Genomic DNA, 25597 nt, shown 5'->3' on the forward strand with positions numbered 1-25597 from the left:
TAATTAATCGACGCCAAAAAATCGTAATTGTCGCTAACTTCAGCGTTTGAATTGCAATTTTTGACAGAAAGTTAAAGACAAAAGTGCAGCATTATCTGCACTTTTGTCTTATTATCAATGATATAGTGATAAACACATAGTTTGATATAAGAACATAGGAGAGAGGAATGCCTCGTTTTATTCAGATCCTACAGATTATCTTGGCAGTGGTGATTGGTGCTTTTGTTGGCTACGACCTGATCTTGAAAGGGATCAGTATCTTTGATAATAAATACGTGACGATTACATGTGCGCTTTGGCTAATTGCAGAGATTGCACTGTTTGTTATCTACAAGTTGATTGAAGACGATTAGACGTCGGATATCGTGCAAAAATTCTAAAGCCCCTGATTATGAATGTAGTCAGGGGCTTTTATTCATCTAGCATTAAGAATGTGTATTGCATACTCATCAACATAAGCAAAAGCATACAAACTATCCCAACGGGGAAAGAACATAGGCTTGCCTTTCTATTATCATAACCAGCTAGCCTAACTATCACGGAGTCGTTCAAATGAAACACCTAACTCAAGAAATGAGTGACTTTATAAGCAGAGGAACGGATTCTCATATTCGAGTAGCGGTCACGGGGCTCTCTCGTGCGGGTAAGACAGCATTCATTACTTCGCTGGTTAATCAGCTTCTTCATACGTCTACCCACAAAAACTTGCCACTGCTTGCATCTGCGAGAGATGGAAGAATTATTGGCGCAAAGCGCATCCCGCAACACAACATGATGATTCCACGCTTCTCTTATGATGAAGCGATGGAGTCGTTGAATGCACAGCCACCAGAATGGCCGGTACCAACGCGTGATGTCAGTGAGATTCGTTTAGCCATCAAATATAAGCCTGCGAAGGGCGCAAAAAAGCTACTGAGTAAAAACAGCACCCTTTATCTCGATATTGTCGATTATCCAGGTGAATGGTTGCTTGATTTGCCGTTACTGGATATGGACTTCGATACCTGGAGCCAATCTCAGTTTGCCGCATTGAAAGGCGACAGAGAAACTTACTCGCAACAGTGGAACGCCATGCGTGGTGATATCGATTTGCTAGCAGAAGCGGACGAAAAGAAACTGGTCGCGATTGCCGATAGCTACACTCAGTACCTTCATACTTGTAAAAGTAACGGGCTGCATTGGGTACAACCGGGTCGACTCGTATTACCCGGTGAGCTTGAAGGCGCGCCTGTGTTGCAATTCTTCCCGTGCATCGCACCTGAGGGTAAGTTCTCAAAAACAAGTAACTATGCGGTACTTAAAGCGCGTTATGAAGAGTATCAACAGAAGGTCGTCAAAGCGTTCTACAAGAATCACTTCGCGACGTTCGACAGACAAATCGTGCTAGTGGATTGCTTACAGCCACTTAATGCGGGCTATGACTCTTTCATGGACATGCGTGGCGCGTTAGAACAGTTACTTAAGAGCTTTAAGTACGGTCGAAGCAATATCTTAAGACGTTTATTCGCGCCGAAGATCGACAAGATCTTGTTTGCAGCCACAAAAGCTGACCACGTGACACCGGATCAACATCCGAACTTGGTGTCACTGTTACAACAGATGGTGCATCCAGCTTGGCAGCAGGCGGCGTTTGAACACGTCGACATGAGTTGTATGAGTATCGCGTCTATTCAAGCGACCAGCGCGGGTTATATCTCGTCGGGTTCAGACAATGTTCCGGCGTTGCAAGGTGTGACTTTGGATAATGTCCCTCAAACCATGTATCCGGGAGAGGTGCCGCGTAAGTTGCCTAATAAACAGTATTGGGAAACCAACCAGTTTGATTTCACGAGCTTTAGACCGATGGAGCAACATTCCGATGAGCCTTGCCAACATCTAAGAGTCGACAAGGTTTTAGAGTATCTCATTGGCGACAAGTTGAAGTAATTGAGGCAATCAAAATGAGTGAATTAAAAACAAAGCAGGTCTTTAATGAACCGTTGAAGACCTCTTTTGGTGAGCAAGACAAGAGTGACGTTGGCCCGGATTTAGGCGCTCAACAACTGTTCACAGAGCAAGAGAAATTTGTCCCTGTCGCACCGCAAGTGAAAGCTGATCTTGATGGTGAAGCTGAGCAGCAATTGGAACAAGTGATTCGACCGAGCAAAAAGAAGAAGTGGTTTGGAACGGGTTTATTGGTCGCTTTCTCTGGCCTAGTTGGATGGCAGGCAATTGATTCGGTCATTACCGCGATTCAATCGGCTGACTGGCTGGCGTTAGGTTGGGCAGGCTTCATTGCTGCCATTGCTTCATTGGGTTTAGGCGCAATAGGCAAAGAGCTGTGGAAACTGCGTTCACTTAAAGATCACTTTAGTGTGCAAGAGCAGAGTGAAGAGCTACTCCAAAGTCAAAGTGTCGGCAAGGGCAAAGCGTTCTGTGAAAACATCGCCAAGCAAGGCGGAATTATCGCTGAGTCTCCTTCGTACGATAAGTGGCGAAACAGCATTAACCCTGCACACAGTGATGCAGAAGTGTTGGATATGTACGATGCGTTAGTCGTGAGTCAACAAGACAAAGTAGCGACTCAAATCGTCACTAAGTTTTCGACCGAATCGGCGGCTTTGGTCGCGGTGAGTCCATTGGCGGCGGCTGATATGTTGTTGGTGGCTTGGCGAAATTTCACCATGATAGACAAGCTTGCTGATGTGTATGGCATTGAGCTTGGCTACTGGTCTCGCATTAAGCTATTTAAACTGGTGTTAATCAACATGGCCGCTGCAGGAGCAAGTGAGCTCGCGATTGATGCAAGTATGGATCTCGTCTCGATGGATCTTGCAGGCAAAGTCTCAGCTCGAGCAGGGCAGGGGCTAGGTGTCGGTATCCTTACTGCAAGACTGGGCTTAAAAGCCATGACATTGCTGCGTCCTATGCCTTGGCATAACGAACGAAAAGTAAAACTGGCAGACCTCCGCAAAGCCGTCCTTTCTGAAATAAAGCGTATCACTCTTAAATAAAGCATTTGAAGCTCAATAGTTTGAGAAGAAGAGTAAACATATGTTTACTCTTCTTCTTGACTGAACTCAGAGCTTAATCCACACTACTGTCAACTTATCCTGACACCTATAATAGGACTATTTGTGCGTCTTGAAGTATTGTGTGAAGACAGACTCGGCTTAACGCGTGAGTTGCTCGATATCTTGGCCTCAAAAAGCATTGATTTAAGAGGAATCGAAATTGATGTTAAAGGTATTATTTATCTAAACTGCCCTGATATTGATTTTGATGCTTTTAGTGAACTTATGGCTGAAATTCGCCGAATTTCAGGTGTGAAGGATGTACGTAAAATCCAATTTATGCCAAGCGAAAGGCATAACACAGAGCTGATTGCTCTGCTGGCAAACCTACCTGATCCTGTTATTGCGATTGACCTTAAAGGCTCAGTCGATATGGCTAACCACGCTGCATTGAACCTTTTTAATAAGCAAGAAGACGCAGTCATCGGTGAACCGCTAGCGACGTTTGTTCCTAGCTTTAACTTTGCTCGCTGGATCGAAGGCGATGTAACGCGTCATCGTGAAGTTGTCGTGTTAGATGGTTTAGATTTCTCTATTGAGATCCTGCCGATTTACCTTGGTGGTGATGTCAACGAAGCGGTACTGGCAAGCGCAGTAATGACGATTCGTTCTTGTAATCAAGAGATGAACTCGCCAGATTCAATCCCAGAACAGAACAACCTAGGTTTCGAACATTTTGTTGGTGTCTCTAATCGCCATAAAGCCTTGATCAGCCAAGCTAAGAAATTGGCTATGCTGGATCAGCCTCTATTAATTGAAGGCGACACAGGTACAGGCAAAGAGATGTTGGCGAAAGCGTGTCATAACCGTTCAAATCGATCGTCTTTCCCATTCTTGATTCTAAGCTGTGCATCGATGCCTGATGACGTAGCGGAAACGGAATTGTTTGGTCATGCGCCGGGTTCATTCAACCATGAGCAAGGTCATAAAGGTATTTTCGAACAAGCGAATGGCGGTACGGTATTTTTAGATGAAATTGGCGAGATGAGCCCGCATCTTCAAATCAAGCTGCTGCGTTTCCTACAAGATGGTTCATTCCGTCGTGTTGGTGAAGAAGAAGAGATGCACGCGGATGTTCGTATTATTGCATCAACGCGCCACCGTCTTTCTGAATTAGCCGACTCGGGTTCGTTCCGTGAAGATTTGTTCTACCGCTTGAATGTACTGACTCTGTCTATTCCAGCATTGCGTGAACGCTCAAACGACGTAGCGCCACTGTTGGAACTGTTCGTTGCAAAGTACGCGCAGCAGTTAGGTATGTTAAAACCAAAACTGACTCAAGAGTTAGTCGACCAGCTTGGTAATTACCAATGGCCGGGCAACATTCGTCAGTTAGACAACATGGTTCTACGCGCACTAACAGAGTTGGATTCAGACACGCTAACGGTTGAGCAATTCCACTTGCCACAGCTTGAAACAATGACGGCTGGAATGGCGAACCTGAGCTTAGACGGCTCGCTCGATGAGATCATGAAAGACTATGAATCTCAGATTCTAGAGAAGCTTTATCAGTCTTTCCCATCAAGCCGTAAGCTAGCAAAACGTTTGAATGTTTCTCATACCTCAATTGCGAATAAGCTTCGTGATTACGGTATCAGAAAGAACTGATCGAATAAGAACAAGATTATGGAAGATTTGAGTACACCAGAGCGCATTTATAAGCATGATGGTAATCTGATTTTACGCACGGCTGAAATCGATGACGCTGGCATGATCAGCGAGTACTTTCAGGTTAACAGAGAGTACCTGAAACCTTGGGAGCCGATACGCGAAGATGCGTTCTTTGATAGAGCGAGTTGGGCGCAGCGACTGATTAAGTTAAACGAGCTTCATAAAATGGGGCTAGGCTATTACTGTTTACTGATTAACGCTGACTCTAATGAAATGTTAGGCACCATATCGTTCAGTAATTTGTCGCGTTTCCCGTTCTACGCTTGTAATGTCGGTTACTCATTGGCGCAAAGTGCACAAGGCCACGGTTACATGCGCAGAGGTTTGAGCATGGCCAAAGACTACATGTTTGATGTGCAGAACATGCACCGCTTAATGGCGGGCTACATGCCTCACAACGAACGCAGTGCTGGTGTATTAGAACATCTTGGTTTTGTCCGAGAAGGTTTTGCTAAAGACTACCTACAGATTAACGGTAAATGGGAAGACCATATACTGACAGCATTAGTTAACCCAAATTGGGAAGATAGACGCGTTATTTAGCGGCAATATTGCTAAGACGTAGTACTAGTTAAAGGCAAATAGCTTTTAAACGTAAACAAAATTTAGACGCAGCGTATATCAAGCTTTGCTAATCGCCGCTGCATCAAAAAGAACAGATAGGCATGGTAAATCCATCAGCCTGAGCAGATATTTGAGGAATTTTGATGTCATACACAACTTTGGACGAATACCAAAGAAAATGGATTTTCACACACCAGTCAATGCCGCTTCCGGCAGAGGACTTGGAAAAGATTAAGCCAATGACACAGGCGAGAGCATCTCAGTTCTGGAAAGAGAACGTGAGCCCTCAAAGCCCAGACGCAGAACGACTGAGCTCGCAAGACTGGCCAAGCAAAGCATCGAACTGGAATGAAGAGATCAGTTGGATGGTGCATTGGGAAGCGGATGAGCCTGAAATGCCAGAAGAGATTCTTAACTTTATTGATTGGCAAGATGACGTAACTGTTTATTTTTGTTACGAAAAGTACAATGTTCTTGAAACCAAATGGGCGATTTTCAAGAAGCATTGGAAGAACTTCTTGTTCTACGATGATGGCCCGATTCTAATCGGTCGTCGTCGTTCAGAAGCCCTTTGGTTTGCTACCAATGGCAAGGTGAAAATTGGTAACCGTGCTTAACCTCGGTGTGATTTAATCGAGCTAGTGCTGGTAATCCGAGCAACAGATAGATAAACAAAAAGCGAGCATTGAGCTCGCTTTTTTTGTGCCTAATGATCTTCGAAGATCATGGAGAAGTGCCCACTATTTGAGTGCTGACAAAGGTGACCATTTTCACTCGTTCAAAGTGGGTAAATTACGAAATTGAGATCGCTATCTCATTGGGTTAGTTGAAGTTTTATGGGGTTGAGCTATCTTTATATTACTGCCTTAGTGGAGGTGAAGTATTATGATTTGGGATACTCTCGAACGTGTAAATAAACTTCGCAAGGAAGCAATGGAGGATCCAGAGTTTTTGGATTCAGCAAAAATGCATGAGGAATGGCTTTTAAGCGAAACTCATAATCAATCAAACAAAGGAGCAAAAGAGAAGAAACCGAAAAAACTATCTGACATTTATGAAAATACAGATTTTCCTATCAACCCAACTGGAACCAAACATTAACAATGATGAACTGCAACACGGCTAAGGCTCTTAACCAAAAAGCTATAAGTCGATTACACATACCAGCCTTAAGCCACCAATAAAAACGCCACTTTCAACGAATCGAAAGTGGCTTTTTCTTTTCTTGCTAGCTTCTTTACCATTAGTAACGAAAGCTAATCGTTTTTAAACCTAATTATTAATCAGGCTTAATCCGCTTGGTAATGCGTCACCAAACACACGCTTAGATTCGCTCTCAGAAAGCTCAGTCACTTCACTCACTAGTGTTAACCATGAGTCAGGTACCTTGCTTTGCTTAAGCTTCTCAATCACTTGATTGCGATAGTCGTCAGAGATATCAAACTGACGGTCACCGGTTTTTCGACAAATCATCACCGCTGCGAAGGCGATCATCTGCTCTTTCTGCCAGTTCTGTTCAAGCAGTTTTGGTAACCACTGTTCAGCTTGCTCTCTAGGAATTACGCTGTGTTGGCTGCCATACAAAGGCGTTCTTGATGCTAATCGTCCTAGCGCCCACCAGTGAGCCTGTTCAAATTGGTTATGGTTGATCGCTTTGCTTAAGAACCAACTTGCCAGCAGCACTTTGTCTTCAACCTCAAGTTGCTCAAGTGACGCCGCTAAACGGACCATGGCTTCATAACCATTATCTTGCGCATCTTTGGCTGTCTTAGGGTTCTTCATTGCACCTGGGTGAAGGTATTTAGCGATGTCAGCCAAGATACTCTCTTGCTGCTCTTGGTTTAGCCCACCAGCGACACGACGCCAGAATACCCACCAGTCTGTCCAGCCTTGGTGGTTCTTGAACTGAATGTTCTGTTGGTAAAGGCCCCAAATCTGTTCGATACGCCATGAGTCAGTCGGATCGCCAAAGCCAGGACGTAGCGAGTATCCCGCCAAACGTAGCCAGTTCTTCTCGTGTGCTTCTGAGCGGCGACGACGTTTACGACCTAATGAGAAGGTATCAAATAGATGACGAAGGGTCGTGAAGTCCCATTCATCGCGTTTACCTAGTCGCTTCTCAAGATCTTTCGATAGTGTTTTGATCTCTTTCGATTCAGCACTCTTCTTGTTGCCGCTGTACAGACGAGAAATCAACTCCTTACACTCTTCCAATCTTGGGTGAAGCGCGGAGGTATCAGATTCATCGCCTTGCTTGTTTCTTACTTCAAACTCGAGCAACCAACGCTTAGAGTCATCTTCTATACTCACACACTCCATTTTCAATGTGCCGACTTCGGTTAACTGACAAGCGAGCAGTACTTCAACACGCTCTTTTTGGTTGGCTTGAAGTTCTGCAGTACCTGAGCCTTCCAGCGTAGAAATATACGGTGGGAGAGGGGAGAACAAGTCGGCATCCACATTGACCATCACACCGTTTTGAATGGCGGTGTCATGAGCAATTTGATCGTGTGTTGAAGTCAGAAGATTAAATCGTACTGGCTCACCTAAAGTCAGCGAGAAACGACGGCTGTTCAAGCGTATCTCTTGGCCTTCTTCGGTTCCTTTGGCAAGCAGACAAAGCGCTTTACCCATCTTGTTTTTCTCTTGCAGATGCAAGAAGTAAGAACGGGCAGCACCGCCACCGATTTTCAGCTGTGCACCGCGGCGTGCTTTACCAAAGGCAACCGCGCCAAGGGCAACAGACCAATCTGGATGAGGGTTATCAAGCACTGTGATAGGAGAACCGTTCCAGTTGCCCAGTAGCTGAGTAATTCGCTCTGTTACCAGTTCACTGTTAAACACACCACCATTGAGCAGCACGCCAACTGGAATTGCAGGTTTGGTGTCATCGAACTCAATAGAGTCTGAGTTTTCCAATGCGGCTTTAGACACTTGTTGGTGCGTTGCTAGGAATTCTGCAACGTGCTTACTCACCGCAGGGTCAGCCACGTAAGGCAGACCAAACTCAACCACAGCACTGCGGCGTTTGTCGGGTGTTTCAGTAAACTCAGAAAGCGGGAAGAAACCTTCCAATGCGATTTGATGGACTTCTTGTTTAGTTAAACCAATACTCTTAGTACCGCCAAGCAGTTTTGAACCGCTGCCCAGCATGGTGATCTTTACATCATCGGGCGCATTGGCAGAAAGCAGGCTCTCTTTTGCGGCGCGAGTCTGTTGAATCAGTTTGGTTAGGCTAGAGGCATTGAGCTTTTTGTTTTGATTGAAGCGTTGCTCAGCGAGGTGAGCAAGCGCTAAATCGAGGTTGTCACCACCGAGCATCAAGTGTTCACCAACACCAATACGGTCGAGTGCGAGCTCGTTATTACCGTCGCTGTTCGCATCGAATTTGGCTTCAATTAAGCTTAAATCGGTGGTACCACCTCCAACATCACACACTAGAATCAGTGGGATTTGTTGAAGTTCATCTGCTGCGGTTTGTTGGTGACGGGCATACCAGTCATAACAAACGGCTTGCGGCTCTTCGAGTAATAGAATCTTACCTAAGCCCGCCAGTTCTGCGGCTTCGAGTGTTAGCTTACGTGCTGTCTCATCGAAGGAAGCAGGAACGGTAACCACAACATCTTGGTCTTCCAGCTTGTTGCTCGGGTTACGGTAGTTCCATGCTTGGCGAATGTGGTTGAGGTAGCTTGCACTCGCCACAACTGGCGAGACTTTATCGACATCAGCTGCGCCAGCCCAAGGCAGAATGTCGGAGTTACGATCAACCGCTTGGTGTGATAGCCAACTCTTAGCACTCGATACTTGGCGGCCTTCAACCTTAGCGCCTAATTCACGAGCCCATTCACCGACGATAACGTTCTTAATATCGCCTTCAACGGGGCTTGGTTCCCACGGCATCGTCAGGTCAGAAGGGGAGATTTGACCTTGTGCTGGGTGGTAACGAAAGGATGGAAGTAGGGGCTTGCGAACCACTTCACCGGGGCCGATGAGTTGGTCAATATCGAAAAGAGAAACGGGAGCATGTTGTAGGTCGTCGTTGATTTCACAGTAAGCGACAACCGTATTGGTTGTACCTAAGTCAATGCCGACTAAAAAACGAGGAGTTGCCATACAAAACCTTATTCTTCCAGAGTGATGACCAGTTTTTTGATAGCTTTGGTCTTATTGTTGTTATTCGTAAACGTCATTCCTGAGAAACAGGCAGGACTAGATTGAGAAATGCATTGATAAAGTAACGGCACCCGCTAAGGTGCCGTTGATTCATTATGCTTGTTCGTTTGAGTCGTTATTCGAGTCTTCACGAACATCGAACTCAACGTGCCACTTCTGACCGTTGTCAGTAGCAATCGCTTCTAGGTGTAAGGTGCCTAGCTCAGTAACGCGAGAAGCCAAAGTCACTGGAACCACTTCACCTTCGCGACGGCCTTCAGAAACCGGCAATGTCACTTGGATTTCAGGAAGCTCATCAAGCTCTTCAGGCGCCCAGTGATCAAGGTGCGTACCCGCTTCATCTTCACGACGAATGGTTGAACCGAAGAACTGGAAGTGTACTGGCTGACCAATCACTAGACCGAATTCTTGGCTAGGTACTTGTACGCTTGAACCTTCTTCCATACCAAATGGTGCAACACACAAAGCTTCCATCGGAGGAGCCATACCTGGGATAGCTGGCATCGCGCTTTCAATTCCTACGTAGTAAGAAGATGCGATACCACCACGGATACGAACGCCTTGGCCACGACGAACTGCGCCGTAGTAAGAAGCGCCACTTGCAACCGCTAGGTCTAAGTCTAAACCTGAAAGTTGTTTAGCAAATTCAGCATCTGCATTAATTAGCCATTCATTGATCGTGTCTGAAAGACGATCAGCAAGTAGGTTAGATTTTAGAACACCACCATTGAACAGTACCGCTGTTGGTTTGATGAAGTCTGCCGCTGGCGCTTCTGACCCTTGCGCTTCTGTACCGGGCATACCGGGCATGTTTGCAAACGGGTTGAAATCTTGCTGAGCGGTTTCACTATTTCCAGAAAGCGCGTTCGCTTGCTTAGAAAGGAATGCAGCAATGTGACGAGTAATACCTGCGTCTTGAGCGTAAGGCAGACCCATTTGAGTCAGTGCGCCACGCGTCTTTTGTACTGGGTGCTCAGTCACCGCTACTTTCGGGAAGAAGCCATCAACCAATGTTTGTTGTACTTCTTGCTGAGTTAGATCTGTTTTCAGTGTTGCGCCCAGTAGTTTAGAACCACGGCTTGGAACAACGATTGGCACAGATTGAAGCTCAGCATCGTTAAGCAGTGCTTCTTTCGCATCACGACACGCGTGAGTCATTGCTTGAACCTGCCAAGGAGCCAGTTCTTTACCTTCTTGAGCCAGTTTCATCTTCAGACGGTAAGCCAGAGCTAAGTCCATGTTGTCGCCGCCCAGTAGGATATGTTCACCTACAGCGATACGGTTCAGGCTTAAGTTGCCTTCATCTTGTGTTACTTCAACTAACGAAAGGTCAGTCGTACCACCGCCGATATCGACAACAAGAACGATGTCACCAACGTTCACTTCATCACGCCATGTGTCGTTGCTGTTATCAATCCAGCTATACAGTGCTGCTTGAGGTTCTTCAAGAAGTGTCAGGTGAGTGAAGCCAACATTACGCGCAGCTTCTGCTGTTAGGTCACGAGCCGCAGGATCAAACGAAGCAGGAACCGTGATCGTTACATCTTGGTCTGCCAGTTTGTGTTCTGGGTTAGCGTGGTTCCAAGCATCTTTAAGGTGCTCAAGGTACAACTCAGTGGTCTTAAGCGGAGATACCTTTTCAACTTCTTCAGGGCTGCCTGCAGGAAGGAACGCATCACGACGGTTCACACCACCGTGGCATAGCCAAGATTTTGCACTTGCTACCAAACGGATAGGGGTTTTCGAACCTAGGTTACGAGCAATCGCACCGACTAGCGCTTTTGGCTCAGAAGACCAAGGAAGAACGCGAGATCCCGCATTCATTTCATGTTCGTGCGGCTGGTATAGGAACGAGCCAAGTTGGCTGCGAGTTTCTACTGTACCTGGAGCCGTCAATTGAGGGATTGGCATCACCTCAACGCGAGCGTCTTCATTGCTTGTGTCGATGAAAGACAAAACGCAGTGTGTGGTACCTAAATCGATACCAACACTGAACTTAGGCGCTTGCTCTTGTGAATGCATCTGCGGCGTATGTTCTTGAGAAGAAGACTCGTGCGATGATGGCTGAGTTTGGTGTTCCATTATAGCTCTACCTCTGCCGGTGCAATTACAGATGCATCGTAGTTTTCAGCAAGCTTAGGCAGGTTCATGTCAGTTGCTTTCCAACCTTTGTGAACCAATGTGCCGTTGAATGGTGCATTGCCCGTTACGTTGCCTGTTAGGCGAATTTCTTGAGGATTGAAACCTTCAGCGATAGTGATACGTGTTTCTTCATCTTCAGTGCGGATGTGAGACAGCGTTACGTAATCGGCTAATACTTTTTGACCGCCAGTGTGAATAACACGAGCAGCTGCGCCAACTTCTTCATCAGAGAATGACGTTAGGTCTTCTTTTAGGAAGTCAATTAAACGAGCTTCTTGCTGCATGATAGACAGTAGCTGCATTGCAGAATCTGTTGGTGCTGTTGCCAGCTTAGATTCAACTTCTACTACTTTTTCGATCACACGTTCAACTTCAACAACTTTCTCTACTTCGACAATTTTCTCAACTGGCTTTTCAACTTCAACGATCTTTTCTACTGGTTTTTCTACGACTTTCTCAACCACTTTGGTTTTACGAGAAACGGCAATTAGCAGTAGTAAAACGCTTGATGCAGTTAGGCCTGCGTGAAGCATATCAAACGTTTGTGGGATTAGGTTCAAATCAACGATCATAGTGATTTCTCTTTAAAATTGATTTAACGGTATATTCGTCGGTTTAAAGGAATATACAGGTTGGAAAGAAACTCAGTGGCATAAGGCCGAAATGGTCACTTTCAAGCTATAAATATGGGTGGATACTAGCATATTCAAGGCTTAAGGGCTTTATTTAATGTTTTCAATAAACTGGCTTTTTGGTGAGTTAGCTTGAAAGTTAATCGAGATTTGTTGGTTTATTAGCCGCAAATGTCCATGGGTTGTAAATAGTGTTAGTTTTATCCCATTGTGAGAGTCAAAGATAAATAGAGCCTAGCATTCCGGCAGTGTATACTTTCGACTCAAAATAACATCATATGGGAAGCTGTATGCCCCACACTACCGACCCTATAACAGGGTTGAAGAAACGAACTTTGCCGTTAGTTGTCTTTTTTGCCACATTTTTGATGACGGTGTTGTGTTTTGTTTTGGTTGCGGCGAATCAAAATAGGTCTTTGAATGAGAATCTGGATAGCTTTGCTCAGCATCAAACGCTCAGTTTAAAAGCGTTTATTGATAACGATGTCGCTTATATCGGTTCCGGTGCGAATTTTTTCTATTCGAATGATGTCGATAGTCGGGATCGATTTGATCGTTTTGCTCAGCAAACGATTAACGGTTCGAAAAGCCTGATCGGATTGCAGTGGATGCAAAAAGTGGCGGTACAAGATATCGCCGCGCACACCGCCAAAATGAAAGCTCAATACCCATCCTATAGAATGTTTACTATCCCTAAACATGGGCCAAAAACTTATGGTTATGTCTTGGATGGCGAGCCCGTATTTATCGCGACAGATATTTATCCGAATGATCCAGTGAACAACGGTGTTTTGGGTTTTTACTCTTCTCGTGAGCGGTTTAATCTGGTCATTGATAACATTAAAAAAACACGTGAAGCGAATATTTCAGACAAAGTTCGTCTGTTGCAAGACGGTTTAGACAGCAACACACCTAAGAGCGGAATGTTGGTCTACCACCCTGTGTTTGATGGTCAAACGGACAATTTGTTAGGGGTTGTGATTGGTGTTGTTCGTACCACATACTATTTTGAGAAACTTCTGGCGTCTACTGTCGGCGATATGGACGTTTATGTGCGTGTTACCGATAGCGGTTTTGAAGCTGAAGATGCCCCGATAATGTTCGAAACCAATGGTTATGAAGCGGTAACTGGGCAGCACATTACAAAGACGATTACATTAACTAACCGTGAATGGATTATCGACTTCAAGATAGATGCATGTATTTCATTTAATGGTTACTTAGTGTTGGCGGGAATCGGCATAGTTGGTACCACTATCTCATTACTGCTCGCTTATATTGTGAACCTGCAAATTCGAGAGAAAGAGCGCTTGTATCGAATGATTGATGAAAGAACAGAAGAACTTCGCTTTCTTGCCAATCATGACAGTTTAACGGAAATTTATAATCGCCGAGCTTTTAATAAGATGCTTGGTCAATCGATACAAAGCGATAAGCCGTTTAGCTTAATAGTGTTTGATGTTGATAAGTTTAAAGAGATCAATGATAAGTTTGGGCACCCAGCCGGTGATGCGTTACTTATTCATGTGATTAAGGTTATCTCAGTGAGCTTGAAGTCTGGAGATAACCTATTCCGGATGGGAGGGGATGAGTTCGGTATCATTTCGAGCATCACTGAACATGACTCATTGTCTCGCTATTTAGAATGTATTTTAGATACGGTGAGTGAGTCTTATTGCGAGCATTCTGGCCAGCTATTGAGTTGCACTCTAAGCATCGGGGCTACCATCCGCACTAATGAAGACATTGAAGCGCTCCTTCAAAAAACTGACAGCATGTTATACCTAAGTAAGTCAAATGGCCGAAATCGAGTCACAATTGCAGGCTAAATGAGCACTTGATGCAACTGGGGTCGAGTTCTTTATTAGGCTCATGTACAATTTCACGAAATTTTTGACGAGAGAATTAGGCGACGTATGAATCACAATCGAGTGGTGTGTTTCGATTTGGAAATGTGCTGTTGGAGCGAAGACGGTGTAGGAACAACAGGGGAGATCATTGAAATTGGTCTTGCTGAGATCGATCTTGTATCTGGAACCATCGTGAAGCGCGCGCAATATTACGTTAAGCCCGAAAAAGACGAAGTCTCTCTATTTTGCGCCGAGTTAACGGGCATTACCCCTCGTAAAATCGAAAAGCAGGGTCGCCCATTAGAGTCTGTTATCAAGTCGATGATTAAGAACTTCGGTGGCCCAAAGAAAATCTATGCAGCGTGGGGACGCGACGATCTTATCTTACACAAAGAGTGTATTGAGAAAGGCATTGAACCTCCGTTCAGCGAGTTCTTGAATATCGCCACGCTTTATCGAGTTCAGAATCGCTTGAAAGACAAACGCATTGGTCACCGCGCTGCTCAAGAAGCCAAAAATATTGAGTGGGAAGGTCGTCAGCACTCGGGTTATGTCGATGCTTATAATCTTGCGAAACTCACATTAACTATGTTGTAGCTAAATTTTTAGCTCCTCTCAGCCCTGTTTAGTCAGCTTTCAGTTTACCGATTCAAAAAAGCGACCGGTTTCTTAACCCGTCGCTTTTATTTCAGTTTCCAATTCATTATTTCAGGCACTAATTTTCGCCTAAAACACTTAACTTACTCTTGATGAAGTCACAGTGGTCGACGTAGAGCAGTTCTGCTGTTTTACGGATCACAGAATCTTCGATAGGGTCAATTTCCCCGTCGGCATGCGCTACTTCCCACATCGCTTTGATTAAGTCGATTCGCACTGGCTGAGATAGGTCTCTGAGTTGCGATGTAAAGTCATACAGCGATACTGATTGCTCTACTTTCGGCTCTGCTTGCGCGAGCAGTACCTTTGCTTGTTCTTCATCTAAATCCAGCAAACGCTGCAGAAGCTGTAGCTTAGCGACTCTTTCTGATTCATTGATCTGATGGTCGGCACCCGCGACTTCACACAACAAACTCGCGATGGCGATATTAGGTGATGTGCCTTGGTTTTTGCTTAGGTCCTGGCCTTCAATCAATTGTTTAAACATTGATGTGAGAGAATTGAACATAACGAGCTCCAGTTAAAATTTGTATCGAGTTCCGTAACGCTGATAGCTATCAACTATAAACATAACCATAAGCATAAGCATAAGCATAAGCATAACTATTGGGTCTACAGAGTGTGATCGCAAGCGTCTTTACTAAAAACTGACATTACGGATACGCGAGCGATAAGGAGCATTTTATCAATCGGGCTCTGGGAAACGGGTAATTTTACCGTCGCCACTGAGTGTCGTGATCGATTGCGGTTTCCCATCAGTGTCTAGCCTCAATTCTCCAATCGCACTGCGGTTTGAAAGGCGATAGAAGGTCTGATTGTCAGGGCTTCGCTTTTCGATCTTCAAGCGTTTACGCTTAGTGAAGTAGTTCAAAACTGAGCGAGGGCTGTATAACAGGCGGTCCCATACATCGCAGAATTTAAGCAGCGGAGCAGGGAACTGATTTTTAATACCACTGCAGGTGATTTGATAGATGTTCGGGCTGTTGCGACGATACCTAAGCTTGATGTCATAAGCGAAGGAGTAATGAACATCGCCAGAAAGTACCACGAAGTTGGTCGGTGTTTTGGTATGGGTAAAGATGCTAATCAGCGTATTAGCACTGCCCGGATGCGCCATCCAGTTTTCAGCGTCAATCACTAATGGCTTGCCGATTGTGGTCGCCATCTTTTGCAGTGTTTCAATAAACTTCACGCCAAACATCGGTGCAGCAGAAACGATCACCACTTTATCTTGATTCATTAACTGATGTTGAAACTCAATCAAGGCTTCCCAGTCCATTAAACCTGAAGGCTTGTTCATGCGTGACTCTGAACGCCAACGACGCGTACGAGTATCCAACACAATGACTTTGGGTGAGGTATCTATTGTGTAATGCCACTCTTCAAAGCGACTTAACATCTCAATGAAGGCTTGATGCTTGTCTGGCTCGATGTTGCCAATAGAGTGAGTAGTCGCTGCATTGCCGGCTTCATTATGAGTTTGTTTACTAATGCGCGGTTGTTTAGTAATGAGCGGTTGAGCGACAAAAAGCTGTTTTGCTTGCTCGATAAACGTTTCATCGAAGCTCTCCGGTTTGTTACCCCAACCTTGACACATCCAGTAAGCCGCAAGGCCGTTACCAATGACTTGGGTCGCGAACTGGTTTTGGTCGACGGCATGCTCCCAACCCACGGTAAGGTTCCAATCATCCGTCACATCGTGATCATCGAAGATCATGTACGTTGGAATATGCGCGAACAGACGTTGCACTTGCGGTAAGCCAGCAATGAAATCATCCATGATGACGCTTTCATCACGCCATTGTTGCTGCTCAGTCGGTGTTAATTGGCGTCCACCTTGAGTGAAGTTATTCTCAATTAAACGCTCTCGATTGACGCATTGCCACAGTGTCGGAGACCAAACCAATAAGTACATCGCGATAAACTCAGACAGCGTGACCAAGTGGTTTTCACAATCGGTAGAGCTAAAAATCGGCACGCCACGGTTCGGGAATAACTTATCGAGCATGGATTCTGAAGCTGTGTGGTGCGGCAAATAGTGATGACGCTGGTATAAGTGGTATTCACTGTTATACAGAGCGTCACTGTTGTTGATTTGTTTAATTTGCGAGTCAGTCGGTAAGCTTTCGCCTACAAGGCCAAGCAGGTGAATCACTTGTTGAATAGCATCAAGTGTTGGGCCTGCCACATGGTCGGCGTAGATCTGATCGCCGCTCATCATCAGCATGTCGGGTCTTTCAGCGACGGTTTGATCGGCCATCTTGTTATCGGCTGCAACTAGGCTGTCTTTGCTTGGATGATGCGGGTTGCGGCAAGAGCCATGAAGAATGTAATCAGCTGAGGTCGATATCTTAAACTCAACGCGAGATTTACCGTTGTAAACAAGGTGAGGGGCGAGCTCTTTTAGTGAACCTGACTCTGTGTGAATGTCATATTCAAGCAGCGTATTAGTCGGAAACTCACCTTGTAAGCGAATTAGCGTTATCCACGCATGTGTACCGATTTGAATCGAATCATGTTCTTCAAGCGATGAGGTATAAAACGGCTGGTCTTGTGCTGCTTCAGAATCGTCTATTTCTTGAGTATGAAGCTCGGCTCTGCCTGTAAGAGGCGAGCTGGTGGCTAACCAAAGTACTACTTCAGTCGCGGTGGTTTTTCTTAAAATGGGTCCGGCGAGTAACAGGGGAAGAGATGATGTCGTAGAGGGTTTCAATACGGTACCTAAAATCGTTGGTGGCTAGTCGTCGTGGTGTTCTTTTGTTTCGAGCTTGTTCGTGTCTGGCTTTGTGGTTCCAAGCGTTGATGCTTCAAATTCTACTGAGTCAGATTCTGTTGATTATGCTCTGCAATCTCAGGCTCTGTCGTTTCAGATTCTGTTGATTCAAGAACTTCGATAACTTCTGAGCTAGAAAGTTCATGGCCCATTAGAAATATTGCCAATAGGGCATCGGCTTTGGTCTTGGTATCGGAAGGCTCGTCTAATAACAGTTCGAGCTTTTCTCGAATCATAGCAATCTCGTGCTCAACAAAGCCACGGCCTTCTTCATCCCCTTGATTGTCTTCAGGGGCATTATCGAATTCAAGAAATAGCATGTCACCGTCTAGGTTGGTATCCACCAAACGCTCAGGCAACCACGCCTCACCCATAACAATATCTGGATCGGAATCTTTGGGTAAGTGATCTATAATGTTTTGTAATTCGGAGACTTTCACAATACTTTCATTTAACCGAGAATATTCTACATTGTAACGGTCAATGCCGAGCAAACCTAAAAATAGTTAGCCGTCATGGTTAATAAATGTCTAATCAGTAAAACAATATTTTTTTCAAAGAGTAATTACACAAGAATGAAGCTCAAATATTTACCGACTCTTCCTTCATCTGGATTGGTTTTACTAGGTAGCGCTTTCCTAAGTGGCATTTTCGTAAGTGCTAATGCGTGGGCCGCTGAAGAGCAAGAGTGGGGCATCGCTGCAATGTTCCGTACAGCAAGCATCCCTTATGACACGTCTGGTGGCGACCAATCGGTTAGCTCATTCGTACCGATGCTGTTTTTCAAGAACGATTATGTGTTTATTGACGGTACTGAGATGGGGGCATACCTCTATCAAACTGACGATGAGAAGTGGTCTTTCAATGCTATCTCTCGCATGCGCTTTATTGATATTCCTGCATCTGAGCAGAACGCGATTGAAGGCGATACGGCGGACTTTGGTGCTCAACTGACCTACCAACTTGATGATTCTTGGTCTGTCGAGACGGAGTTAATGAGCGACAGTGAATACAACTTCCACGGTAACTTACGAGCTAAAGCCAAGTATGAAACTGGAGATTGGGAGTTTTACCCGAGCGCGACGCTGCGTTATAAAAGTGCTGATTTCAACAGTGAGTATTACTCCGCATCTAATGAAACCATTGGTGCTGGTGTTGACTTAAATGTTGGTGTTGAAACGCGTTACCATGTGGTTTCTAACTTGTACTTATTGGGTTCAACCAGTGTGACTCGATTGGACGATAACGCTTACGATTCTTCGATTGTTGAAGACCGTTATCAGGGGGAATTGTACCTTGGCTTTGGTTTCTTTAACGACAAAGAGAAAGCGCCAAAACCTAAACTGAGCAATGCGCCTTACTTACGTGTCGCACACGGCTGGGGAACGCCATCCAATATTGGCGACATCATGAAGTTCAATAGAGAAAAAGACGAATACAACAACCAGTTGACCTCGTTCTTCTATGGACACCCATTAACTGATGAGATCTTCGGCTTGCCATTGGATATCTATTTGACCCCAGGTATTGCCCACCACTGGAGCTCAGACGTTCAATCAAGCAGCACCGAATACATCATCGCAATCAAAGCGTATTACACCTTTGATTGGCCAACTCAGTGGCGTGTTGGTGTGGCAGAAGGTATGTCTTACATCGATTCGATTACCTACATCGAAGGCTCTGAGATGGACCGTAAAGGTTACACTGCAAGCCATCTATTGAACTACTTAGACTTCTCATTCGATGTCAACGTTGGCGACTTGATTGGTAAGAATGACTTGAACAACTTATGGTTCGGTTATTCATTGCATCACCGTTCTGCAATCTTTGAAAAATCCTCTCAGTATGGTCGTATCAAAGGCGGTAGTAACTACAACACGGTTTACTTCCAATATGAGTTTTAAGCGCAGTTTTTAACGTTAGCTTTAAACCAGAGTTGACTAAGTACGAATTACATTTGACCGCGCTTTCATAGCTCCTGCGAGTGTTAGCGAGATTAATCAGCCTGATAGCTAAAGGTTTTCCCTTTGCTGTCAGGCTTTTTTGTTTGAGACTTGTGATATAATCGCGCGAGTTTAATAAGTACAAGAATAGGACACGCTTTGACTTCGTCTCCGGAAAAAGCAGATAACAACAAGAATGCAGCACAGCCAAGTTCTTCACAGAGCAAAGCGAAACCAAACCAAGCTGCATCGAAAAAATCTGCTGAACAATCAGCGACAAACAACAAATCATCTCAGAATAGCCCAGCCTCTCTTCGTAAAGCGCTCAACGAATGTATGATACGCGATCGCTTCCGTTTGAGTAAGCGAATTGCTGGTGCGAGCAAAATTAAGAACGAACAAGCTAAGCACGCTGTCTTTGATGAGATTGCGTTAGACATTGCTAAGTCGATGATGACGGCAACTCAGCGTGCGGCACAGAAACCAACGATTGAATACCCAGAAATTCTCCCGGTTAGCCAAAAGCGCGAAGACATCGCGAAAGCCATCGCTGAAAACCAAGTGGTTATCGTGGCGGGTGAAACGGGTTCGGGTAAAACCACTCAGCTACCAAAAATCTGTTCTGAGCTTGGCCGCGGCCGCTTTGGCTTAATTGGTCACACTCAGCCCCGTCGTCTTGCGGCGCGTTCGGTTGCGAACCGTATTGCTGAAGAGATGGAAACACAGCTGGGTGAGTTCGTTGGTTATAAGGTTCGATTCAACGACCAGATTTCTGACAATACCCAAATCAAACTGATGACCGACGGTATTCTACTGGCGGAGATTCAACACGACCGTTTCTTAAATCAGTACGACACCATCATTATCGATGAAGCGCACGAACGTAGCCTGAACATCGATTTCATCATGGGTTACCTGAAAGAGTTACTGCCAAAGCGTCCTGATCTGAAAGTGATCATCACGTCGGCAACCATCGATCCAGAGCGTTTCTCTAAGCACTTTAACAATGCACCGATCATTGAAGTGTCTGGTCGTACTTACCCAGTTGATACGCGTTACCGCCCATTAGGTGGTGATGAAAGTGATTCAGACCGCGACCAAATCGAAGGCATCTTTGAAGCCGTTGATGAGCTGTGTGATGAAGGCCTTGGCGATATCTTGATCTTCATGAACGGTGAGCGAGAAATTCGTGATACCGCAGATGCATTAAGTAAACGCAACCTTCGTGATACCGAAATTGTCCCGCTTTACGCGCGTCTATCGGCGGGTGAGCAGAACCGTATCTTCCAGTCTCATACTGGTCGACGCATCGTTCTGGCAACCAACGTGGCAGAAACCTCGTTAACCGTTCCGGGCATCAAGTATGTTATCGACCCGGGTACGGCGCGTATTAGCCGCTACAGCTATCGTACTAAAGTACAACGTCTACCGATTGAGCCAGTGTCTCAAGCGAGTGCAAACCAGCGTAAAGGTCGTTGTGGTCGTGTTGCAGAAGGTATCTGTATTCGTTTGTACTCTGAGGAAGATTTCGAGTCACGCCCAGAGTTTACTGACCCAGAGATTCTTCGTACTAACCTAGCATCGGTTATCCTTCAGATGACAGCGCTAGGCCTAGGCGATATTCAAGCGTTCCCATTTGTTGAAGCGCCCGATAAGCGCAACATTCAAGACGGTGTAAGGCTGCTTGAAGAGCTTGGTGCGATCGCCACCGTTGAACCGTCAGCGAACAAAAACAAGAACCACGGCGACGACAAGAAGAAGCTAACCGCGATTGGTCGTAAGCTGGCAAAACTGCCTATCGATCCACGTTTAGCGCGTATGGTAATTGAAGCGCCACGTAACCGATGCCTACACGAAGTGATGGTGATCGCGTCTGCGTTGTCGATTCAAGATCCGCGTGAGCGTCCATCAGATAAGCAACAATCGTCTGATGACAAGCACAAGCGTTTCTTCGATAAAGAGTCTGACTTCATCACGTTTGTGAACTTATGGGATTACATCAAGCAGCAGCAAAAAGCATTGTCGAGTAACCAGTTCCGCAAACAGTGTAAGCAAGATTACCTCAACTATTTACGTATCCGTGAATGGCAAGATGTGTACTTCCAAATTCACCAAGCAATGCGTGAGCTAGATACTAAGTTGAATACAGAACCGGGCAGCTACGATGGCATTCACATGTCACTGCTATCAGGTCTGCTTTCGCACATCGGTATGAAAGACCAAGAGAAGAATGAGTATCAAGGTGCACGTAATGCACGCTTCCACATCTTCCCTGCGTCTGGCCTATTTAAGAAACAGCCTAAGTGGATCATGTCTGCGGAGCTGGTAGAAACCTCAAAACTTTGGGGCCGTGTTATCGCGAAGATTCAACCTGAATGGATTGAACCGCTAGCGAAACACCTGATTAAACGCAGTTACAGCGAACCACATTGGTCGAAGAAACAAGCAGCGGTAATGGCACACGAAAAAGTGATGCTTTACGGAATCCCAATCGTACCTAAGCGCCTTGTGAACTACGGCGCGATTGATGCCACCGTCAGCCGTGAGTTGTTTGTACGTAGTGCATTAGTAGAAGGTGAGTGGGAAACCAAACACGCTTTCTTCAAGCAGAACCGTAAGCTTCTACAAGAAGTCGAAGAGCTAGAGCATAAATCGCGTCGTCGTGACATCTTGATCGACGATGATGAACTGTTCGATTTCTATGACCAGCGTGTTGGCGAAGAGGCGGTTTCTGGCCGTCACTTTGATACATGGTGGAAGAAGACCAGTCAGAAAACCCCTGAGCTGCTTAACTTTGAAAAATCGATGCTGTTCCGCGGTGATGCTAGCCACGTTACTGATTTGGATTATCCGAACTTCTGGCACCAAAACGGTATCAAGCTCAAGCTGAGTTACCAATTTGAGCCGGGCGACGATAACGATGGTGTAACGGTACACATTCCGCTGCCTATCTTGAACCAAATTGACCAAAACGGTTTTGATTGGCAGATCCCGGGTCTACGTCAAGAGCTAGTAATTAGCTTGATTAAGTCGTTACCTAAAACGCTACGCCGTAACTTTGTACCTGCGCCAAACTACGCAGATGCATTCTTGGCACGTGTGACACCGCTTGAAGCACCGTTACTGGATTCTCTTGAGAAAGAGCTACGCCGCATGACGGGTGTGGAAGTGGTACGTGATGACTGGAAGTTAGACCAGATTCCAGAGCACTTAAAGGTAACATTCCGCGCTGTAGATCATCGCAAGCGTAAGCTGAAAGAACAGAAAGATCTGCATGAGTTGAAAGAGAGCCTGAAAGACAAGGTTCAAGAAACGCTTTCTAAAGTGGCAGACGACGATATCGAGCAGCAGAACCTGCACACGTGGAGCTTTGGTGAATTACCAAAAGTCTACCAACAGAAACGTGGTGGCTACGATGTTAAAGCCTTCCCTGCGCTGGTGGATACCAAAGACAGCGTAGAGATCAAACTGTTCGAAACCGAGCAAGAGCAAATCTCGGCAATGAAATCGGGTCAGCGTCGTTTAATCTTGTTGAACGTGCCATCACCGATCAAATACTTGCACTCGAACCTGCCGAACAAATCGAAACTTGGCTTGTACTTCAACCCATACGGACAGGTACTCGATCTTATCGATGACTGTATCGCTTGTGGTATTGATAAGCTGATTGAAGAGAAGGGCGGTTTGGTTTGGGAACCAGAGCAGTTTGAAGCTCTGAAAGAACACGTACGTGCAGAGCTGGGTGATACCGTAGTAGAGATTGCTCAACAGGTTGAAACCATCCTAACCACGGCATTCAGCATCAGTAAAAAGCTGAAAGGACGCGTGGATCTTTCTATGGCATTCGCACTTTCTGACATAAAAGCTCAAGTAGAAGGTTTGATTTTTAAGGGTTTTGCCACAGAATGTGGGTGGAAACGCTTGCCGGATATTCTACGCTATATGAGAGCGATTGAACGCCGCATGGAAAAACTGCCAATTGACCCGAACAAAGATCGTCTTCACATGATCAAAGTTGAGTCAGTAATGAATGATTACAAAGAACTGCTGAATAAAATTCCAAAAGGGATCGCGGTTCCAGAAAATGTAAAAGAGGTGCGTTGGATGATAGAAGAGCTTCGTGTAAGCTTCTTCGCACAGCAGCTCGGTACGCCTTACCCAGTATCAGATAAGCGTGTTAAAAACGCGATTGATGCTTGCTAAAGGAATAAAGCTAGACGCAATGGCAAGGTTTGGGTATAAATCTTGCTTATTGCATTACTAATTGAATAGTTATTACATACAGGGCGACTTGGTGGCAATTTATTACCACTCAAGGCCTGCCACTAGGACGAAAAAGGTCGAATATGAAAAAAACGTTATTGGCACTAGCACTACTAGGTGCATCTTCAACAGCAATGGCTGATTCTTGGTTGTACGGCGGTGTAATGGGTGGTCAAAACTCATTCGCTGGTGAAGATGAAAACGCGGTGGGCATCCACGTAGGTACAGGTATCCTTCCACTAATCGGTGTTGAAGCGGGTTACTGGGATCTAGGTTCTTTCGGCAGCGTTAATTACGGCAACCGCGATCTTAAGAATTTAGACGCAAGCACTGCTTACCTAGCGATTAAACCAAGCATCGATTTTGGTCCTCTTCACGTATACGCGAAGGGTGGTCTTCACTCTTACGAGCTTAAAGCTGATGGCTTCAAGCAAGACGATGTTGATATCATGTACGGTGTAGGCGCTGAATACTTCATCTTTGGTCCACTATCTGTAGGCGCTAGCTACCAAAACTTCAAAATGAAAGATGACGACTCTGGCGTATTCACGCTAAACGCAACTATCCACCTACTGTAATCAATCAGTAAAACGATCGTAAATAACGGTCGGATAGTCGTTAAAGAGTTCGTTAGAATTCATAAAAAATGCCAGCTTGATAGCTGGCATTTTTGTATCTGTTAACCGGGTAATTGCAACTCTGTTTTCTTCTAACAGATAGCAAGCGGATGGTTATTTTTTACTGTTCAGAATACGCTGAATTCTTGGGTTAATCGCTTTACCGTGTTTACTTTCGTACTCTTCACGTTTTAAATCGTTCAGGTTCTTTACAGAGTTAGCGGCAAGAAGGAATTCTGGTAACTCAGTTTCAAGCATGCCTTTCTCATCTAAACGTTTTGCTTCCAAGTAGTACTTCTTAAACAGACCATCCAGCTTGTTTTCAGCCGTACGCTTCAAGTCATACAGTTTGTTCTGAATCAGCCATTTTTCAATTTTGTTGGCAGCGGTGCGAGACAACACACGGATACGGCTATCCAGCAACTCTTCTTCAGTTAAAGAATCTTTCAGGATCCACAGCTCACCCATTTGCGGCGGCCAGCTGTTGCCAAGCTGAATACGTTCGTGGCAGTGCATTAAAACGCGGTTAAGGCCGTCTGAATCAACAGAGTTGGCAAACTCAATGAACTTACCGCTTGGCTCACTACCGTACTGATATTCCCACTGCGTTTCGTACACGCTCAAGAAAGAGCCGAACACGTGAATACACCAATCGGTTAGTTCCAGCTCTGCAGGATCTTGATCAACAACAGGTACTTGTTGAGACGCACCGGAATCCGCAGCTTGTGCAGCCGCTACTTTCACTTCGGTACTTTGCGCTTCAATCACTTCAGGTACTAATGGACCTGTAGCGTCAGGTACAACAGGTTGAGCTGGCTCAGAAGGTTGGCTTTTTGCCTTTTTGAATGAGCTGCTGCCTGAAGCGTTCAGATGGGCTAAGCTTTTGTCTATACCCATTTCCTTGAGCTTGTCCTGCATTTCCTGAATATTGAGAGGTCTTCTGCTGTTGTTGTCTTTCATTTTGCTTCTCGTTAACTAGCCAGTACTGCAGCTTGGATTCAATCCGAGATAATGGCATTAATTCATTGGCTTTGGCTTTATACCAGAGGACAAATTTCTTCCATACTAAACTATGGTCACCGGTCAAACCGGAGAATTTAAACGCACGTTCTGCCCATGATGGTATCTCTTCTTCGTTGAGATCATGAGTAGAGACGGTGTTGCTGTTCATTGAGCCTCGACCTTGTGGGCGAGGGGCCTGCTGCATGTGTTGCATTGGTGCCGGAGCAGGCTGAAACTTAGGTGCAGGTGCAGGTGCA

19 protein-coding genes and 1 pseudogene are annotated in these 25597 nt (G+C 45.4%); 12 read left to right on the forward strand and 8 right to left on the reverse strand.

The genetic code is table 11. The features are described 5' to 3' along the window. The first annotated feature begins 167 nt into the window (after positions 1 to 167). The 7 genes from AB4623_RS18565 (at position 168) to AB4623_RS18595 (ending at position 6389) form a co-directional block, all read left to right on the forward strand. The gene (locus tag AB4623_RS18565; protein WP_004734731.1) at positions 168 to 353 is read left to right on the forward strand and encodes a hypothetical protein; all 186 of its coding nucleotides are present in this window, start codon (positions 168 to 170) and stop codon (positions 351 to 353) included. A gap of 199 nt (positions 354 to 552) precedes the next feature. Beyond that, entirely contained in the window at positions 553 to 1926 is a 1374-nt protein-coding gene (locus AB4623_RS18570; protein WP_372147137.1) for a YcjX family protein, read from the forward strand. A 14-nt stretch (positions 1927 to 1940) separates the two neighbouring features. Next, the gene (locus AB4623_RS18575) at positions 1941 to 2993 is read left to right on the forward strand and encodes a YcjF family protein (protein ID WP_372147139.1); all 1053 of its coding nucleotides are present in this window, start codon (positions 1941 to 1943) and stop codon (positions 2991 to 2993) included. Between the two features lie 123 nt (positions 2994 to 3116). Beyond that, positions 3117 to 4661, forward strand: a complete 1545-nt coding sequence (tyrR, locus tag AB4623_RS18580) for a transcriptional regulator TyrR (protein WP_017067720.1) — start codon at positions 3117 to 3119, stop codon at positions 4659 to 4661. Positions 4662 to 4679: 18 nt separating this feature from the next. After that, positions 4680 to 5267: a ribosomal protein S5-alanine N-acetyltransferase gene (gene rimJ, locus AB4623_RS18585; RefSeq protein ID WP_048617468.1), complete on the forward strand. Its 588-nt coding sequence runs from the start codon at positions 4680 to 4682 to the stop codon at positions 5265 to 5267. 164 nt (positions 5268 to 5431) lie between these two features. Next, positions 5432 to 5905: a DUF2947 domain-containing protein gene (locus AB4623_RS18590; protein ID WP_372147141.1), complete on the forward strand. Its 474-nt coding sequence runs from the start codon at positions 5432 to 5434 to the stop codon at positions 5903 to 5905. A gap of 268 nt (positions 5906 to 6173) precedes the next feature. After that, positions 6174 to 6389, forward strand: coding sequence for a hypothetical protein (locus AB4623_RS18595; protein WP_012604204.1), 216 nt, complete (start codon positions 6174 to 6176; stop codon positions 6387 to 6389). 171 nt (positions 6390 to 6560) lie between these two features. Here AB4623_RS18595 and AB4623_RS18600 read toward each other — a convergent pair whose 3' ends face one another. From AB4623_RS18600 to AB4623_RS18610, 3 genes are all read right to left on the reverse strand, one after another. After that, positions 6561 to 9401, reverse strand: coding sequence for an Hsp70 family protein (locus AB4623_RS18600; RefSeq protein WP_017067721.1), 2841 nt, complete (start codon positions 9399 to 9401; stop codon positions 6561 to 6563). Positions 9402 to 9554: 153 nt separating this feature from the next. Then, positions 9555 to 11543 (reverse strand): Hsp70 family protein, encoded by a 1989-nt coding sequence (locus tag AB4623_RS18605; RefSeq protein ID WP_372100851.1) that lies wholly within the window; start codon positions 11541 to 11543, stop codon positions 9555 to 9557. Then, entirely contained in the window at positions 11543 to 12175 is a 633-nt protein-coding gene (locus AB4623_RS18610) for a DUF2760 domain-containing protein (protein ID WP_017091262.1), read from the reverse strand. The genes AB4623_RS18605 and AB4623_RS18610 overlap by 1 nt, the downstream gene beginning before the upstream one ends. A gap of 350 nt (positions 12176 to 12525) precedes the next feature. On the opposite strand from AB4623_RS18610, the gene AB4623_RS18615 reads away from it, so the two are divergent. Both AB4623_RS18615 and AB4623_RS18620 read left to right on the forward strand, forming a co-directional pair. After that, positions 12526 to 14064, forward strand: coding sequence for a diguanylate cyclase domain-containing protein (locus AB4623_RS18615; protein WP_372100850.1), 1539 nt, complete (start codon positions 12526 to 12528; stop codon positions 14062 to 14064). Between the two features lie 87 nt (positions 14065 to 14151). Next, positions 14152 to 14682, forward strand: a complete 531-nt coding sequence (locus AB4623_RS18620) for a 3'-5' exonuclease (RefSeq protein WP_017060438.1) — start codon at positions 14152 to 14154, stop codon at positions 14680 to 14682. Positions 14683 to 14800: 118 nt separating this feature from the next. Here the strand turns inward: AB4623_RS18620 and AB4623_RS18625 are convergent, their stop codons facing one another. The 3 genes from AB4623_RS18625 to AB4623_RS18635 form a co-directional block, all read right to left on the reverse strand. Continuing rightward, on the reverse strand, positions 14801 to 15250 hold the full coding sequence (locus AB4623_RS18625) for a TerB family tellurite resistance protein (protein ID WP_017060439.1): 450 nt from the start codon (positions 15248 to 15250) through the stop codon (positions 14801 to 14803). Between the two features lie 177 nt (positions 15251 to 15427). Continuing rightward, the gene (locus AB4623_RS18630) at positions 15428 to 17455 is read right to left on the reverse strand and encodes an alkaline phosphatase family protein (RefSeq protein WP_372058509.1); all 2028 of its coding nucleotides are present in this window, start codon (positions 17453 to 17455) and stop codon (positions 15428 to 15430) included. A 101-nt stretch (positions 17456 to 17556) separates the two neighbouring features. Continuing rightward, positions 17557 to 18009 (reverse strand): hypothetical protein, encoded by a 453-nt coding sequence (locus tag AB4623_RS18635; protein WP_102428589.1) that lies wholly within the window; start codon positions 18007 to 18009, stop codon positions 17557 to 17559. An 81-nt stretch (positions 18010 to 18090) separates the two neighbouring features. Here AB4623_RS18635 and AB4623_RS18640 point away from each other — a divergent pair, with 81 nt between their 5' ends. The 3 genes from AB4623_RS18640 to AB4623_RS18650 all read left to right on the forward strand — a co-directional run bounded on the left by AB4623_RS18640 (position 18091) and on the right by AB4623_RS18650 (position 24299). Beyond that, positions 18091 to 19419 (forward strand): MipA/OmpV family protein, encoded by a 1329-nt coding sequence (locus AB4623_RS18640; RefSeq protein ID WP_017070881.1) that lies wholly within the window; start codon positions 18091 to 18093, stop codon positions 19417 to 19419. Between the two features lie 198 nt (positions 19420 to 19617). After that, entirely contained in the window at positions 19618 to 23661 is a 4044-nt protein-coding gene (gene hrpA / locus AB4623_RS18645) for an ATP-dependent RNA helicase HrpA (RefSeq protein ID WP_017060443.1), read from the forward strand. Positions 23662 to 23804: 143 nt separating this feature from the next. Further along, positions 23805 to 24299 carry an outer membrane beta-barrel protein gene (locus AB4623_RS18650; protein WP_017065440.1) on the forward strand — a complete coding sequence of 165 codons (495 nt, stop codon included), beginning with the start codon at positions 23805 to 23807 and terminating at the stop codon, positions 24297 to 24299. A 153-nt stretch (positions 24300 to 24452) separates the two neighbouring features. On the opposite strand, the gene AB4623_RS18655 is transcribed toward AB4623_RS18650, so the two are convergent. Together AB4623_RS18655 and AB4623_RS18660 are read right to left on the reverse strand one after the other, a co-directional pair. Then, positions 24453 to 25235: a hypothetical protein gene (locus AB4623_RS18655; RefSeq protein ID WP_017067728.1), complete on the reverse strand. Its 783-nt coding sequence runs from the start codon at positions 25233 to 25235 to the stop codon at positions 24453 to 24455. Next, a pseudogene (locus AB4623_RS18660) lies at positions 25156 to 25597 on the reverse strand (hypothetical protein); the annotation flags it as partial. The gene AB4623_RS18655 and the pseudogene AB4623_RS18660, both read right to left, overlap by 80 nt.

The organism is Vibrio sp. 10N.222.52.C12, assembly GCF_041474215.1.
Taxonomy (GTDB): domain Bacteria; phylum Pseudomonadota; class Gammaproteobacteria; order Enterobacterales; family Vibrionaceae; genus Vibrio; species Vibrio crassostreae_C.

What these genes read in the sequence shown, in the direction of transcription:
- AB4623_RS18565 (WP_004734731.1), top strand. Translation starts at nt 168, where the DNA reads ATGCCTCGTTTTATTCAGATCCTACAGATTATCTTGGCAGTGGTGATT.
- AB4623_RS18570 (WP_372147137.1), top strand. Translation starts at nt 553, where the DNA reads ATGAAACACCTAACTCAAGAAATGAGTGACTTTATAAGCAGAGGAACG.
- AB4623_RS18575 (WP_372147139.1), top strand. Translation starts at nt 1,941, where the DNA reads ATGAGTGAATTAAAAACAAAGCAGGTCTTTAATGAACCGTTGAAGACC.
- rimJ (WP_048617468.1), top strand. Translation starts at nt 4,680, where the DNA reads ATGGAAGATTTGAGTACACCAGAGCGCATTTATAAGCATGATGGTAAT.
- AB4623_RS18590 (WP_372147141.1), top strand. Translation starts at nt 5,432, where the DNA reads ATGTCATACACAACTTTGGACGAATACCAAAGAAAATGGATTTTCACA.
- AB4623_RS18595 (WP_012604204.1), top strand. Translation starts at nt 6,174, where the DNA reads ATGATTTGGGATACTCTCGAACGTGTAAATAAACTTCGCAAGGAAGCA.
- AB4623_RS18600 (WP_017067721.1), bottom strand. Translation starts at nt 9,401, where the DNA reads ATGGCAACTCCTCGTTTTTTAGTCGGCATTGACTTAGGTACAACCAAT.
- AB4623_RS18605 (WP_372100851.1), bottom strand. Translation starts at nt 11,543, where the DNA reads ATGGAACACCAAACTCAGCCATCATCGCACGAGTCTTCTTCTCAAGAA.
- AB4623_RS18610 (WP_017091262.1), bottom strand. Translation starts at nt 12,175, where the DNA reads ATGATCGTTGATTTGAACCTAATCCCACAAACGTTTGATATGCTTCAC.
- AB4623_RS18615 (WP_372100850.1), top strand. Translation starts at nt 12,526, where the DNA reads ATGCCCCACACTACCGACCCTATAACAGGGTTGAAGAAACGAACTTTG.
- AB4623_RS18620 (WP_017060438.1), top strand. Translation starts at nt 14,152, where the DNA reads ATGAATCACAATCGAGTGGTGTGTTTCGATTTGGAAATGTGCTGTTGG.
- AB4623_RS18625 (WP_017060439.1), bottom strand. Translation starts at nt 15,250, where the DNA reads ATGTTCAATTCTCTCACATCAATGTTTAAACAATTGATTGAAGGCCAG.
- AB4623_RS18640 (WP_017070881.1), top strand. Translation starts at nt 18,091, where the DNA reads ATGAAGCTCAAATATTTACCGACTCTTCCTTCATCTGGATTGGTTTTA.
- AB4623_RS18650 (WP_017065440.1), top strand. Translation starts at nt 23,805, where the DNA reads ATGAAAAAAACGTTATTGGCACTAGCACTACTAGGTGCATCTTCAACA.
- AB4623_RS18655 (WP_017067728.1), bottom strand. Translation starts at nt 25,235, where the DNA reads ATGGGTATAGACAAAAGCTTAGCCCATCTGAACGCTTCAGGCAGCAGC.